This is a genomic window from Desulfosarcina variabilis str. Montpellier (assembly GCF_048565275.1).
In the GTDB taxonomy this organism is placed as follows: Bacteria; Desulfobacterota; Desulfobacteria; order Desulfobacterales; family Desulfosarcinaceae; genus Desulfosarcina; species Desulfosarcina variabilis.
The window spans coordinates 6970740-6984721 of record NZ_CP159846.1 but is presented as its reverse complement, the minus strand read 5'-3'; the positions used below and the strand labels follow the sequence as shown (position 1 = coordinate 6984721).

The window sequence follows — 13982 nt, the reverse complement described above, 5'->3', positions numbered from 1 at the left end:
ACATATGAAAGATGAATCATCGGTGTCCGATGGGACTTGATAGGGAATTCCGTGAGAATCGGGAACGGATCCGCCGCTGTAACACTCATGCTTTCGATCATTTACAGAAGGCGAACCTTGGGCAAGTGTTGGCCACTGTTCATTTTTAAAAAAAGTGAATGGGAAGGTTGTCCAAGGTGAGTGAAGTCAGAAGACCTGCCATGATTCACATGGCAAAACCTATCGGAAACTATATCGTTTTGCCGGATTACAATTGATCTGTACGGGATTGAAAACGGCATCCCGGGTCCACATTGGGCCCGGGATTTTTGTTTTGTCCGATCGGGGGGCACACGATGATTACGAAAAACTTTACTCAGCCTGAAGCTGCAGCTTTTCCCGGAACACGTTTTGACTGGCGCTTGAAAAATGATGCTGGAGAAGGGTATATCCGGCGCCGGCGACTGGATGACGATTTTTTTTTAACCCAGAGCTATTTATGCTCACCCCAGCCCTTTCGTTCCCGTTTTGAACCGCCAACCCATTCCACGGCCTTTGTTTTTATGCTCCGCGGCAGCACGCGCATCCGCATTGCCGGCTGCCCTTCCTGGGTGGAAATGCATGCCGGTGAGGTGTGTGCGTATGTTGATGGCGGTGACCTGATTCGGCGGGAGACACCAGCCCATCAAACCATGGAAGCCCTGGTCGTCAGAGTCGGTGATGAGCGGCTGGCCAGTATCTGCAGCGACCTGGATCTTGCCCTGCCCAATGGACTCAGGCGCGGACATGTGCCCCTGATTCGCGGCAATTCACCGTCAACAAGTGTGATTCTTGAGAAAATCCACCACAACCGGATGAACAGTGCCACCGAGTGCCTGCTGGCCCAGGCCCATGCCATCGATCTGATCTGCGACATTTTTCTCGATCGAAACGCTGCGATTGGCACCAGAGAAAACGATCGGGTGCGCGAGCTGGCGGCGTACATTGCATCGGACATCGGTCGCGATTTCAACCTTTCCAGCCTGGCCAGGATGGCGGGCGTAAATCGTACCAAACTCAACCGCCTGTTTAAAAAGGTGCATGGCTGCACCGTGTTCGAATATATTCGCCGGGAGCGGCTGCGCCGGGCAAGCCAGTGGTTGTGCCAGACAGACATGCCCATCACCGACATCGCTCATGCGGCCGGCTTCTGCTCCTCCAGCCATTTTTGTCACTGTTTCCACCAAGTCTATGGAAAGCCGCCCAGGGATTTTCGCTCGTGCGCTTGAAAAAAAGCATCGGCTGCGCAAGCGGTCTAAAAACGCACATTCAAACCAAAGATCGCATTGAACCCCGGCAATGGATAGAGAGATTCATCACCGGGATTACCGCTGCCGCTGCCAACCGCATCTTCACCAAAAACATTGTTGGCCACAAGGTACAATTCGGCTGCGCCGATCTGTTTTGCGTATCTTGCATTGAGAATCCAAAACCCATCTTCTTCGGTGGTATTGGCATAGTTGAAATACCGCTTTCCCGTATACACGGGATTCAGGGAAATATCGCCCAACATCTCATCGCGAAAACCCAGTTTGAAGGCAAACATGATATCCGGCACGCCGGTCAACTTATTCCCGGAATAATCAACGCCCCGGCTGACAAATTCATCAAACTCGGATTGCTGCCAGGTAAAGCTGGTCGAGGCATAGAAGCCGTGGGGCAATCTTGCATTGGCGCCGACCTCGACCCCTTTTGCGGTGGTTTCGCCGGCGTTTTCGTATTGCGCACTCAAATCCGATCCGGATCGAACGAATTTATCGGTGACATCCTGCCAGAAAAGGGCAACGTTGTAGTCCAGCCAGCTGGAGATATTGCCGCGTAAACCCGCTTCATAAGCCCAGAGCCTTTCCGGATCCAGCTCACCGTTCGTGTACCACATCGGTAGCCTGACCGGACTTTTTATTCCGCTGTTGAGCCCTGCAAACAGGTTCACTGCTTTGCTGGCTTGATAGGTAAAGCCGATCTTGGGGCTGACGTCGCCTTTGGCCTGATCCCAGGAATCGCTGCTGGCGATATTGGCGACCTGCTCCAGATCAAAATAGTCATAGCGAAGACCGGCGCTAACCGTCAGCCTGTCAGTCATGCACAGCTCATCCTGCAGATACCCCGCATAACTGATATCTTTGCGTGAAAAGTCTCTGTTAATCTCCCCGATATCGTAAAAACTGGTTGCCATATATCTTTTTGCCGTCATATCGTGGTAGCGATACTCCCCGCCGACAACAAGCTTGTTGACCATCCCGGCAATATCGTGGTTCAAGGTCACATTCACCTCCGGGTGCGCCTGCCACCCCTCCTGGTCAACATAAGCTCCCCAATATAATTGAAAATTGGTGTCTTCCATTTCTGCTTTGGCCATGAGTGTATGCGGTCCCAGCTGCTGGGTGTACACCAGGGCGCCCAAAATGCCTTCGGTCTCGTTGTGATAATCAGCGCCGGTAATCGGATTTTGGGAAGGATCTTCCTCGAACTGCTGCCGGGTCAGCGCTTGTGTAAAATTTCCCTTTGAGTCGCGGAAAGATCCATGCAAGGAAATGTCGGCATCATCACTTACGGCGTATCGCGTCATGGCATAAACGTTATCGCCATGGAGATAGCCGCCATCCTGATACGCGTCCTCGCGTACGGCAGATGCATCGATATAGTATTGCCATTTCTCTTTAACGCCATTGATGACACTATACCCGTTGCCGCCGCCCAGGCTGCTGAACGCCAGACCCGCGCTGGCCTCCACCGGTTTGTTGGCTGTTCGGGTGATGATATTGATCACACCGCCGATGGCCTGGTCTCCATACTCGGCCGACGGCGTTTTGGTGATTTCGATGCGTTCGATATCGTGGATGGCCAGGCTGCCGGAGCGCACGTATCCAATTCCCGGATTAAACTCGATGCCGTTGATCATTACCTTCATGGCCCAGTTCGACACTTCGCCGCCGCGGCTGCTCATCGAGATATCGCCACTGGTCGATCCCCTGTCTGTGCCGACAAAATACATGCCCGGTATATTCATGTCCCGCAGCACGGTGAGCGCATTGTAATGCCCGGGATACTGCTCCAGTTTCTCACGGGATATGACCGCGATATTGGTTGGAATGTTGTCAACCGTTGTGGCCATCTTGGTGGCGGTAATGGTGATATCGCCGATATGCGCACCGGACTTGCTCTTTTTATCAACCGCTGTATCACCCTGGGCCCATACCGGCTGACAGCAAAACACGGCCATGATGACCACCATTGACTTAAAGCAAAATCGCCTTCGGTAACCGTTTCTGCGCAATCCCGTTGCCTTTGATTCATTGTCCATGTGCTTTTCTCCTCATAAAGATCCTTGTAGCCCAACCCTATTATTCCATGACAACAAGCGCTTTGAATGTTGTTGTCGCGTCCTTCTCAACAGTAATGATTTTCGATTCGACCTCAAAAAACGACCTGATGGTCGCTTCAGTGATGATCTTCGCAGTCGGTCCGCAAATGTAGGTCTTTTCTTCGGATGCCGTACGCCCCTGCATAAGCGTCAAATCGGAGATCCGCAAGGCATGCTCAGGGTAATGGGTGTTGATGATGCACGAGATTCCGCGTTCTTTGGCCAGCTTTTCCAGCATCTTCAGGACCCGGATTTGATTTTTGTAGTCCAGGTGCGATTCCGGCTCATCCAGGATCATCAGCTCAGGGTCTTTCACCAGCCCCCGCGCCATAAACACCAGTTGCAGCTGGCCGCCGCTCAGTTGGGAGCAGAGCCTTTTCTTCAAATGCGCGATGCCGACTTCAGCCAGGGTCTGATGTACTTTTTGCCTGTCTTTCCGGCTGGGGATGGAAAACAAACCGATATTGCCGGCCAAGCCCATCATGACCGTATCTTCAACGCAGTAGGGGAATACGAATTTGTACGCCTGGGGGACATAGCCGATGCGGCGCATGTGCTTTTTGTAATTCATCTGCTCACCGTCAATCAGGGTCTGCCCCTGTTGCCACGGCAGAATACCCAAGAGGCATTTGAGCAGGGTGGTTTTACCGATCCCGTTCTGGCCAAGGATGGTCAGGATCTGCGCGGACGGCAGGGTGAAAGAAATTCCCTTCAGGATCTCTTCTTCCCGTGAGTAACTGAAGTGACCGTTTCTAACCTCAACCTTCATCAGCTTCCCCAACCGGAATATCTGTACACATAGATAAACAGCGGCACCCCGGCAATGGCGGTCAAGATGCCGATGGGAATCTCCGCCACCGTGGCCACCCGGGCAATAAAATCAATGATGATGAGAAAAATGCCGCCCATGAAAAACGCCGCCGGAAGAAGATGCTTGTGATCGGCGCCCACAACCATCCGGCAGACGTTGGGAATGATCAGGCCGACCCAGCCGATAATGCCGGACACCATCACGCTTGCCGCCGTGACGACCGTTGCCAGGGCAATGATACTGAATCGCAGGCGCCTTGGATGGATGCCCAGCGAAAAGGCCTCCTCATCGCCCATGGAGAGTATATTCATCCGCCACCGCAGGAGAAGAAGTGTCACCGTTGCGCCACCAATCAGGGGGCCAACAACGGCCAGTTCGGCAAAGGTGGTGTTGGCAAAGCTGCCCATCAGCCAGTACGTGATGGCCGGCAGCTGGGAATCCGTGTCGGCAACAAGCTTGACCAGTGATATCAGTGCATTGAAGAAAAACCCGACAATCAAGCCGGCCAGCACCAGAGATACCGGCGAGGACATTTTTTTTATTTTGGAAATGGTGTAGGCACAAAGGACGCTCAGCAGGCCGAATCCAAAGGCCAATACCGCGGTAATGCCCGTGCCCCCGGAGGTTAACAGAATCCCCAGCGCAGCACCGAACCCGGCCCCGGCGCTGACGCCCAGGATATCAGGACTGACCAGCGGATTCTGGAAAATGCCCTGAAACGATGCCCCGGCAACAGATAACCCGGCGCCGACCATCACACAGAGCAGAACCCGGGGCATGCGTATATTCCAGACCACCGTCGCTGCGGTACAATCGGCTGTGATGCCGAGGATTTTATCCAGCAGAATCGATACCACCGCTTTCGGGGGCACCGCGTACCTGCCCATGAAAAGGGACAGAAACATCAGTGACAGCAGGCAGATGACCAGCATTGCATAGATCAGCCGGTAATTTTTTTCGTTTTTTTTACTTGGCATGGGGATGCAGGATGGATTGCATGAGGTGATCAGAAAGGGTGATGTTGTATCGACGGGAATAATAGGCCCTCATCTCTTTCTTGAACTCAGCACGACTAATCAGGTCCGGATAGTTTTTTGCGATCAGCCACAAAAGCGTTAACGGTGAATCGGCATGGGGCGCCCCCCAATTCATGAGCCCCAACGGCATGTCATGGACTGCCCCTTTGCGAACCGCCGTGATGGGGTGCCAGTTCTGGCCGGGAATACTGCCATTTAAGTATCTGGAGGCGGGAATTCCCCGGAACACATAGATAACATCCGGGTTCCAGGCCAAGAGCTGCTCCATGGAAACTTCCCTGTTGTCGCCCTTGATATCGGCGGCATTGACAAGACCGCTTTTGTTCAGCCAGTCGTCACCGTATGATCCGATGCCCCGAACCGTCACCTTGTCTCCCGTATTGGACATAATCATCAAGCCCTTCTTCTTAGGGCCTTTTCTGTTGGACAAAAGAGCGGTCGCCTTTTTTTTCGCCTGATCCCACTCCTTCTGCAAAGAAAGCGTGCCACCGCTGGCAGTAAATATCTCCCGCATAAGGGTTTCTATGGCCACGGACCAGACTTCGTTATCCTGGTTGTCGATATAAAAATCCAGGACCGGAACGGGTAATCCCTGAAGTCCTTCTCGCTGAAATTTTCCATATACAAGGATGGCGTCCGGTTCGAGCTTGAGCAGTTCTTCGGCGTTTGACTGAAAACCGGTGAGAAATCCGGTCGGAATACCCTTCCATCCCGGCAAGAGCAGATCGAGCAGTTGGTTGTTTGCATCCGCAAAGGCGACCTTGTGCGTACCAACGATTTTGGTATTCTCAATACGAAGCGCGGCAAATGTCGAGACCAGCGGCGGCGCAACGATCACGACGCGCTGCAAGTCCTTTGGCGGTGGAAGCTTGACCGTGTTGCCCTGAAGGTCGGTTACGGTCCGCAAGGCGGCGGCCTTGTCAGCGGCAACCGCAGCCTGTCTGCCGCCGATTAGGAGAAGAAATTCCATCAAAATACAACAAAGTGCAGTAACGACGACTGTTCGCATGGACGCTCTCTTGAATCCCTTTACCTGGCTACAACCAGTTCAGCCTGTCCCGCAGGCAAATCAAGCATCGTTGAATTCACCTCTTTAAAACCGGCCTGCGTCAGGCAGGCGGCAATTTCTCCCTTGGCAAATGAAAAATCCTGCCCTTCCAGAGACAGGGAAAGCCGCATCAAGACAATATTGGACGGCGCCGTCCGTTCACCGGTCAATCCTTCGTGCAGGCAGACCAAAACGCCATTGGGGGCGAGCGACTGCTTGACGCGCTGAAAAAAGGAAACCCGCTCTTTGACGTAATAAAGGTTGTGGCTGGCCCAGATCAGGTCATAGCCGCTGCCCAGGGGCGTCTCATTGTAATCACCGGCGATACAGGAAATCCTGTCGGCCATGCCTTCTTTTTTCAGCTCCTTTTCAGCCAGACGTATGATGGCCGGCAGATCCAGCAGCACGCCTGTTGCCTCGGGACGGCGGCGCAGAATCTCGGCACCGATAAGCCCGGGGCCGCCGCCCAGATCCAGAATTTTTTTCACATTGCCAAACTCCGGGAGCGTTTCAAGCAGATCCGCACAAATGGCCCCCATGCCCGCCCGCTGATAGGCTGCCAGATGAGCGGTGGCCCGTTCCCACTTGGATTCGTTTTGCAAGGCTTCTGTCTGCGGCACCGCTGGCGGGCCGTTTTTCACAATGTCCACAATTTTTGAAAGATTCTTATGCTGCATGGCTTTCATGTTTGTTAACAGACCGCCCATGAAAACCGGACTCTTGCTATCGAGGAAATGGGCTCCGAAGTCTGTATTGCTGTATTTCCGGTTTTCTTTATCGGCCAGCCCGAGCGCCACCATGGCGTCCAGAAAGTAAACAAGGCCGGCGGTGTCGGTCTGTATGCCGATTCTTGCGGCGATTTCATCCACATTCGATGTCTCATTAAGAATGTCGGCCATGCCAAGCGCCATGGCGGCTTCCAGAACAGCCCATCTGACCGGTGCAACCAACAGATCAAATAATGCCGCCATGGACGGATATGGGGTATTGGGCGAGTGAATACTGGTTGTCATCCTGTGTTTCTCCAGCTCGAGGTAAAACCGGTGCGCCTTTGCAACAGGGGTGCGGATTAAAAAAGGGGGGCGCTGTCAAATTTGACCTGTGCAATCCGTTTTTAGCCGTGCTTGCAGTTCCTTTTATAATGTTAACCGCTAACTGCTAACTGCATCGTTTGAATTTTGTTTAAAAACACCATAAGGGCCTTTCGAATAATATCATTTGCGAAACAATAAAGATCATTTGCGGAACAAAAGGAGTCAGGCGAATGTGTATTATTGCGGCCGATAAGCTTGTTTCATACGGCCCAATAAAGGCATGGCAAAGCGAGAAATCTAACTGAAGTGTTTCGCGACAGCCGATTTTTCTGACAAACAAGGGCAAGCTGGTCTAATACGCCTACGAGCAATATCAAGAAAAGATGGATAGGGACTCTTATGAATAGGTGAGCCGACTGACGGATAAATAGGTGGCGGTTATCGAGAATTTTGTACGCGAACTGGAAGAATTATCAATGCTCATGAGGAAATGGTCCCCGCATATTACCAGCCGATGGACAGCTGCCCCATGTAACGGCGATCACTGCGTTGACCGGAATAAGCGCCCACCTCCTCAGCGTAGGTGGCGAAATCCAACCGCACCAGCCAGATATCGATGGTGGCGCCAACAGTGCCGTACCCTTGGTTGAGTCCCGCTCGTAAGCTCAGAATCTTGGGCAGTTGGAATTCGATACCCATGTGGAGCCGCTTCGCCCAATCATTATCTTCGCCGACGTTTTGGGACAGGTCCATATAATCGATGGCTCCTATTAAACCGAATCCGGCAAAGTCTTTTTTCAGAGCGATTCCCACATTGCCTGGAATGGAAGTTTAACACCGACTCCGCCGGCCAATCCGTAATCGCAGTCAAAGCCTGAACAAAGTCAAAAGTTCCAAACGTTGGCAGGTAGGGCGCGAGAACAAGCGGTAGATTGAATTAACGCTCGCTTTTTAAGGCCGATTTCGAAGATCGCAAAAAACGATTGACAACCGACGTATTGAAAGGTAAATGATCTGTAAAAAATAGATATGTCTAATATAAATAAATAGACCTTACGACTCGCGGCCGGTTAGCGGTGCGCAAGGCAGTGAAGGTGCAAGGCGGCTTTTATCGGGCAGCCATTAGCGCCTTTTTTTGGTCTGAGCCCATGAGGAGAACAATGAAACCATCGCGCATTATAAACACCCTGAAAACCCTGATCGACGTCCGCCAGCCGGTGTTCATTTGGGGGGCGCCCGGTGTGGGGAAAAGTCAGGTGGTCGCCCTGGTGGCCCGGAAACAGGGGCTAAGCCTTGTGGACGTCCGCGCCGTTTTGCTGGATCCGGTAGATCTGCGGGGGCTGCCCCATATCGATAACAACCGGCGTGCCTGCTGGTGTCCGCCTGAGTTTTTACCCGTGGACGGTAAAGGCATCCTTTTTCTGGATGAACTCAACGCCGCGCCGCCCCTGGTACAGGCCGCCTGTTATCAACTGGTGCTGGATCGGCGCTTGGGCGAATACCGGCTTCCCGACGGCTGGAGTATCGTCGCTGCCGGAAATCGGGAAACCGACCGGGCCGTTACCCACCGTATGCCCTCGGCCCTGGCCAATCGCTTCGTTCATCTTGATTTCGATGTGGATGCAAACGAATGGCTGACCTGGGCTCAAGGTAACGACATCGCCCCGGAAGTGACGGCCTTTATTCGTTTTCGTCCCACGCTTTTGCATGCCTTCGATCACCAGAAGGACGACAAGGCTTTTCCCACGCCCCGTTCCTGGGAATTTGTCTCGCGCATCATGAACCAAAAACACCAGGCCGTCCCTGACTTGGAGTTGATCGCCGGTGTGGTCGGGGAAGGGGCGGCAGCTGAGTTCTGTGGGTTTTTACGGATTTATCACAACCTCCCGGATCCGGAGACCTTGCTGGAATCCCCGGAAACAGCCGAGGTACCCGATGATCCGGCAACGTTGTATGCGGTTTGCGAACTGCTTTCTCAACGGACAGATATGTCGAACCTGCCCCGGATGATGACCTATGCCAAACGATTACCGCCGGAGTTCAGCGTCCTGTTGGTGCGCGATGCGGCCAGACTCAACAGCGCCATTGTGCAGACACCGGATTTTAATTCATGGGCGGTGGCGCATGCCGATGTTTTGATTTGACGATGACTATCCGTACCGAAACATATCGAGACGTCATTCGTGCACGGGCAGCGCTGGTATTGGAGCATCCATTTTTCGGTCACCTGGCCCTACGGATGAAACTTGTGGAAGATGGCAAATGCGATACAGCGTGGACGAACGGTAAAATCCTCGCATACAATCCACATTATGTAAAAATCCTGCCTTTCGAAAAACTCAAGGGATTGGTCAGCCACGTGGTCATGCACCCGGTCTGCCGCCATCATCTGCGGCGCAATGGACGTGATCCCGGCATGTGGAACATGGCTTGCGATTACGCGATCAATTGGATTCTGCTGGAGGCGGGGCTGGTGCTGCCCGATGGTTTTCTGGATGATCCCAAACTGCGTGGCAAGACCGCCGATGAGATTTATGTCCGTCTTGAATCGGAGCGCTCAGGCAAGAAATCGGAGGCCTCCGACAACCCCCATGAGAAGCATTCTTCCCATGATGGTGAGCCCATCGATCTTCCCGATGATGCCGCAGGTCCAGGTCACCAGCAACCTCATGAGGAAACCGATGCGGCCATAGATGACGCCGATGCTATGGGAACACCGGACAGCCAAAGGGAAAATCCGGATCAGCAGGCGTCCTCCCAGGGTGATCCGGGCCGTTCCGGAGAAGTCCGGGATGCCCCGCCGCCCGAAGCGGGGGCCGGCGGTATGGGTGAGGAAACAGCGGATGAAAGTCAGTGGCGCATCAATTTGGCTCAGGCTGCAACACGGGCCAGATCCATGGGGGATTTGCCGGCTGGATTAGCGCGTTTTATCGACACTCTGCTCAGCCCGAAACTGGACTGGCGGCAGTTGCTTCACCGTTTTATCCAGGCGTCAGCACGCTGTGACTACGCCTGGATGCCGCCCAACCGACGATATGTGCACCAGGGGCTTTATCTACCGGCCATGCGAAGCAGCGACCTTCCCGAAGCCGTTGTTGCCATTGACACGTCCGGCAGTGTCAGCGCAAGCGAACTGGATCAGTTTGCCGCTGAATTATCGGCGATTCTGGAAACCTGTGTTCAACGCGTGCATCTTCTCTACTGCGATACGCAGGTGGCCCGGGCGGAAAATTTAGAGCGCCAGGATTTGCCGCTTACCGTGACACCCATGGGCGGTGGGGGTACGGACTTCAGACCGGCTTTTGACTGGGTCGCGCAGCATGGGATTTCACCCCTTTGCATGATCTATCTGACCGATCTGGCCTGCAACCGGTTTCCCGATGAACCCGATTACCCGGTGCTCTGGGCGACCATCGGCGATGAGGCCATGCGTGCGCCATTTGGGGAGCGCGTTCATATCAAATAAGAAAAGGAGTACGCATGCGCATTGAATGGAAAATCCATAAGCGGGCCGGGCACCTGCGTCCCAAATTATATTATGCGATGACCCTGGAGGATTTTGAAGTCGAACTGGCCGTTCCCATGGTGAGAATCACCAGCACCATTCCCAAACCGCCGGATGCCGGTCAGCACTATGTGTGGCCGGGAACCAAGGAACGCGGCCGGGAGGCGCCGACCCAGGTATATGATTTGTGTTCTCCTTCTCACAAGACCGGTCACTGCCGGGAAACGTTGATGCTGCCCATGCGCCAGGGCAACGACTATCCTGAAATTGAGGACTCGTTTCTAAAACTTCGCCAGGCCTATGAGGATGCCCTTTTGACAGCCTATGCCAACAGCGCATTTGAATCCGAGGGCCGTCTGGATATGACGTCTGCAACCAAAAGGTGCATGGCGCCAGTGGTGGCGGCGCAACGTTTTTTGACGGCAATCGAAAAAGCATCCTGAAAACCCAGCCACTCTCATTGAAAACAGGTTGACAAACCCAAGTAAATTGCTGTAAGAGCCATCTCTACAAAAAATAGATTGCTCTAATAAAAATTAGAACACCTTACGACTTGCGGCCCTTTTTGCTCCGCCTCGGTTGAGGCGTCGGTGCGATAAGCTGGGAGGGTGTATACAGGGAATCATCTGTTCATGAAGTCCTATATACAATCCCTTTTGACAGAAAGGACGCAAAATTATGGCCAAAATCGGAAAACGAACGAGAAGTAACTGGACGATTGGGGCACATACAGTCAACTCGTATAAAAACAGGGTCCCCGATCCGGCGGTAAAACGAAAGCGCCGCACCAGCAAAGAGATCCGGCGAGTCATTGCCCAGGCATTGAACCGTGTTCAAAACGATGGGCGAACGGTGTATTTGTCTGCCGATACTTACAAGGGAGAATCAAAGCCGAAAACACTCTACCGGATCGAGTTGTTCAAGAACGATTATTATGTGCTTTGTATACAACAACAGGTGGTGACCCTGTTCACGGCCGATATGATCGCCGGTGATGCGCAAAGAGGGGGGTTGATTTTTCGCGATCAGGCGCCTTTTAAATCGCTGGCGGCCTATTATGAATGAGGTTTGTTTATAATAGCCTTAACTATGCATATTGGGGCTATGCCAGGGCACATGCATGCCACCAGCAAGGAGACAGACGGTTAGACAGAAATTCGCGTCAGGCAGCAGTAATTTACCAGGCAAGAATAAGTGTGATCATTATTTGGAAGCGATTTTAAAAATTGAAAACAGCCATGGAGCGGCGCGTGTTACCGATATCGCAAACGAATTGGGATTGAGCAAAGGATCGGTTTCCGGGGCCCTGAAAAAGCTGAGAGATCTAAAATTCATCAACTATTGGCCCTATCATCCGGTGACATTGACCCGTATGGGGAGGCAAATTGCCGAAAATGTTTCATGGCGCAATCGTGTTCTTTTCCGTTTTATGACAGAAGTGTTGTTGATGGATAAACCGTCGTCGTACCAGGCGGCGAAGTGTCTTGGTCATGTAGTTGAAGATACCGTCGTGGAATACATGCGCCGTTTCATGGCCAAAATGTCTCAGATGAACGATTCTTCGGTGCCGGAGGGGTCAGAAAGACAAGTGAAATCAATTACAAAAAAAAGAGTAGAACCACGATGATGCACAAGCGGACAAGCGAGAACACATATCCATGGTGCGCATTGCTCGGTGTTTTCTTGCTGTTCGTAATCATGCCCTAAGGATCAAATCCCCAACGAACGAAAGCAAACTGATTTGAAAATCCATTGACAATACCGTTGTTGTGAAAAACGGTGCGGACCGCGTTTTGGTTTTGTCCTGCGATCATAAACGATAACATCGCAAGATGGAGGGCTGTTTGTCGCCTATAAAGTTAGTTGAAAAAAACTTTACGCGATAAACAAAAGATAATTAACATTATTTAACTATTGAGGAGTGAAAAGATGAAAAAGATGACGTGGGTATTGCTGTTCTTGCTTCTGTATGCAGTGGTGAATATTCCATTGGCCATTGCAGAGGTGATGTCGAATCATGAATTGTCGCAACGCGTGAAGCAACTGGAGGAGAAACTACAAACAGAGGAAGAAGGAGCTCTGGCTGAATGGGCCCAACGGATCACCATCGGTGGTGTCGTAGAGGCTGAAGTCGGTTATACAACCTCAGATCCGGTGGGCGGTGAGAGTACCGATGGTAGTGATATCGCCGTGGCCACGGTAGAGGTGGGGATCGGTGCGAAAATCGTCGATCATGTTTCCGGTGACATTCTTTTTCTGTATGAAGACGGGGATGACGGTGTCAACATTGACGAAGCATTTATCACCATCGATGGCGAGGATGCCGTTCCGCTCTACCTGCGTGTCGGTCAACTTTATGTCCCCTTCGGTAATTTCGAATCGAATATGATTTCAGATCCGCTGACCTTGGAAATCGCCGAGACAGGCGAAGGCGCCCTCCAGGTCGGTACCGAGATCGCCGGGTTATACGCCTCGGCCTTTATTTTCAATGGCGACATGAACGAAATCGATGATAGTGACGATCACATCGATAATTTTGGCGCCAATGCCGGGTTCGGGATGGAAAGCGATGCCTTCAGCGTCGATGTCGGGGTCAGCTACATCAACAACCTGACCGAAGCCGACAATTGGGAGGATACGCTCGAGGAAATAACAGCCGGTGTGGAAGATGAATTGGTGGGGGATGATGAGGAGTTCGTCGTCGGGCTGAAGGACTATGTCGGCGGTCTTGGCGCCTATGCCATCATTGGTGTGGGACCGATCACCTTTATCGGTGAATATATCACGGCCTTGGACGATGTCGAGTGGGTGTATCAAAATGAAACCACCGGTGATGTAACAAATTACAATAATGATAAAATTGCAGCCTGGAACCTGGAAATCGGTTTCGGGTTCGCCATCGGTGGAAAGGAAACCACCCTTGCCGTGGCGTATCAAGCCACGGACAATGCCCAGAACATTCTACCCGAGACGCGTTATCTGGGCTCTATCGGTGTGGGCATTTTCGAGAATACTACCCTGGCCCTGGAATACCTGATGGATGAATATGAAAATGATAACGAAGAAACCGCATTAACCGCCCAGTTGGCGATTGAGTTTTAATTAACAACCTCAATGGCGGCAATACAGTAATTGCACACAATCAAGGCCATGACGGTCTTTACT

Annotated in this window: 13 protein-coding genes and 1 riboswitch; of the genes, 7 read left to right on the top strand and 6 right to left on the bottom strand. The window is 52.4% G+C overall.

Going from position 1 to position 13982, the window contains the following annotated elements:
- Positions 1-3: 3 nt before the first annotated feature.
- Positions 4-218: riboswitch (cobalamin riboswitch) on the top strand.
- A 117-nt stretch (positions 219-335) separates the two neighbouring features.
- Positions 336-1247, top strand: coding sequence for a helix-turn-helix domain-containing protein (locus Dvar_RS31610; RefSeq protein WP_419657113.1), 912 nt, complete (start codon positions 336-338; stop codon positions 1245-1247).
- A 26-nt stretch (positions 1248-1273) separates the two neighbouring features.
- Here Dvar_RS31610 and Dvar_RS31605 read toward each other — a convergent pair whose 3' ends face one another.
- The 6 genes from Dvar_RS31605 to Dvar_RS31580 all read right to left on the bottom strand — a co-directional run bounded on the left by Dvar_RS31605 (position 1274) and on the right by Dvar_RS31580 (position 8065).
- Positions 1274-3322, bottom strand: coding sequence for a TonB-dependent receptor (locus Dvar_RS31605; protein WP_419657112.1), 2049 nt, complete (start codon positions 3320-3322; stop codon positions 1274-1276).
- Between the two features lie 40 nt (positions 3323-3362).
- The gene (locus tag Dvar_RS31600; RefSeq protein WP_419657111.1) at positions 3363-4151 is read right to left on the bottom strand and encodes an ABC transporter ATP-binding protein; all 789 of its coding nucleotides are present in this window, start codon (positions 4149-4151) and stop codon (positions 3363-3365) included.
- Positions 4151-5170: a FecCD family ABC transporter permease gene (locus Dvar_RS31595; protein WP_419657110.1), complete on the bottom strand. Its 1020-nt coding sequence runs from the start codon at positions 5168-5170 to the stop codon at positions 4151-4153. The genes Dvar_RS31600 and Dvar_RS31595 overlap by 1 nt, the downstream gene beginning before the upstream one ends.
- Positions 5160-6239 (bottom strand): ABC transporter substrate-binding protein, encoded by a 1080-nt coding sequence (locus Dvar_RS31590; RefSeq protein ID WP_419657109.1) that lies wholly within the window; start codon positions 6237-6239, stop codon positions 5160-5162. The genes Dvar_RS31595 and Dvar_RS31590 overlap by 11 nt, the downstream gene beginning before the upstream one ends.
- A 20-nt stretch (positions 6240-6259) precedes the next feature.
- The gene (locus Dvar_RS31585) at positions 6260-7291 is read right to left on the bottom strand and encodes a methyltransferase (protein ID WP_419657108.1); all 1032 of its coding nucleotides are present in this window, start codon (positions 7289-7291) and stop codon (positions 6260-6262) included.
- A 525-nt stretch (positions 7292-7816) separates the two neighbouring features.
- Complete coding sequence (locus Dvar_RS31580) at positions 7817-8065, bottom strand: hypothetical protein (protein WP_419657107.1); 249 nt, start codon at positions 8063-8065, stop codon at positions 7817-7819.
- A gap of 407 nt (positions 8066-8472) precedes the next feature.
- On the opposite strand from Dvar_RS31580, the gene Dvar_RS31575 reads away from it, so the two are divergent.
- The 6 genes from Dvar_RS31575 (at position 8473) to Dvar_RS31550 (ending at position 13919) form a co-directional block, all read left to right on the top strand.
- The gene (locus tag Dvar_RS31575) at positions 8473-9456 is read left to right on the top strand and encodes an AAA family ATPase (RefSeq protein ID WP_419657106.1); all 984 of its coding nucleotides are present in this window, start codon (positions 8473-8475) and stop codon (positions 9454-9456) included.
- Between the two features lie 2 nt (positions 9457-9458).
- Entirely contained in the window at positions 9459-10778 is a 1320-nt protein-coding gene (locus Dvar_RS31570; RefSeq protein WP_419657105.1) for a DUF2201 family putative metallopeptidase, read from the top strand.
- Positions 10779-10792: 14 nt separating this feature from the next.
- Positions 10793-11260 carry a hypothetical protein gene (locus Dvar_RS31565; protein WP_419657104.1) on the top strand — a complete coding sequence of 156 codons (468 nt, stop codon included), beginning with the start codon at positions 10793-10795 and terminating at the stop codon, positions 11258-11260.
- 235 nt (positions 11261-11495) lie between these two features.
- Positions 11496-11882: a hypothetical protein gene (locus tag Dvar_RS31560; protein WP_419657103.1), complete on the top strand. Its 387-nt coding sequence runs from the start codon at positions 11496-11498 to the stop codon at positions 11880-11882.
- A gap of 55 nt (positions 11883-11937) precedes the next feature.
- Positions 11938-12444, top strand: coding sequence for a metal-dependent transcriptional regulator (locus Dvar_RS31555; RefSeq protein WP_419657102.1), 507 nt, complete (start codon positions 11938-11940; stop codon positions 12442-12444).
- A gap of 302 nt (positions 12445-12746) precedes the next feature.
- On the top strand, positions 12747-13919 hold the full coding sequence (locus tag Dvar_RS31550; RefSeq protein WP_419657101.1) for an LbtU family siderophore porin: 1173 nt from the start codon (positions 12747-12749) through the stop codon (positions 13917-13919).
- The last annotated feature ends 63 nt before the right edge of the window (positions 13920-13982 follow it).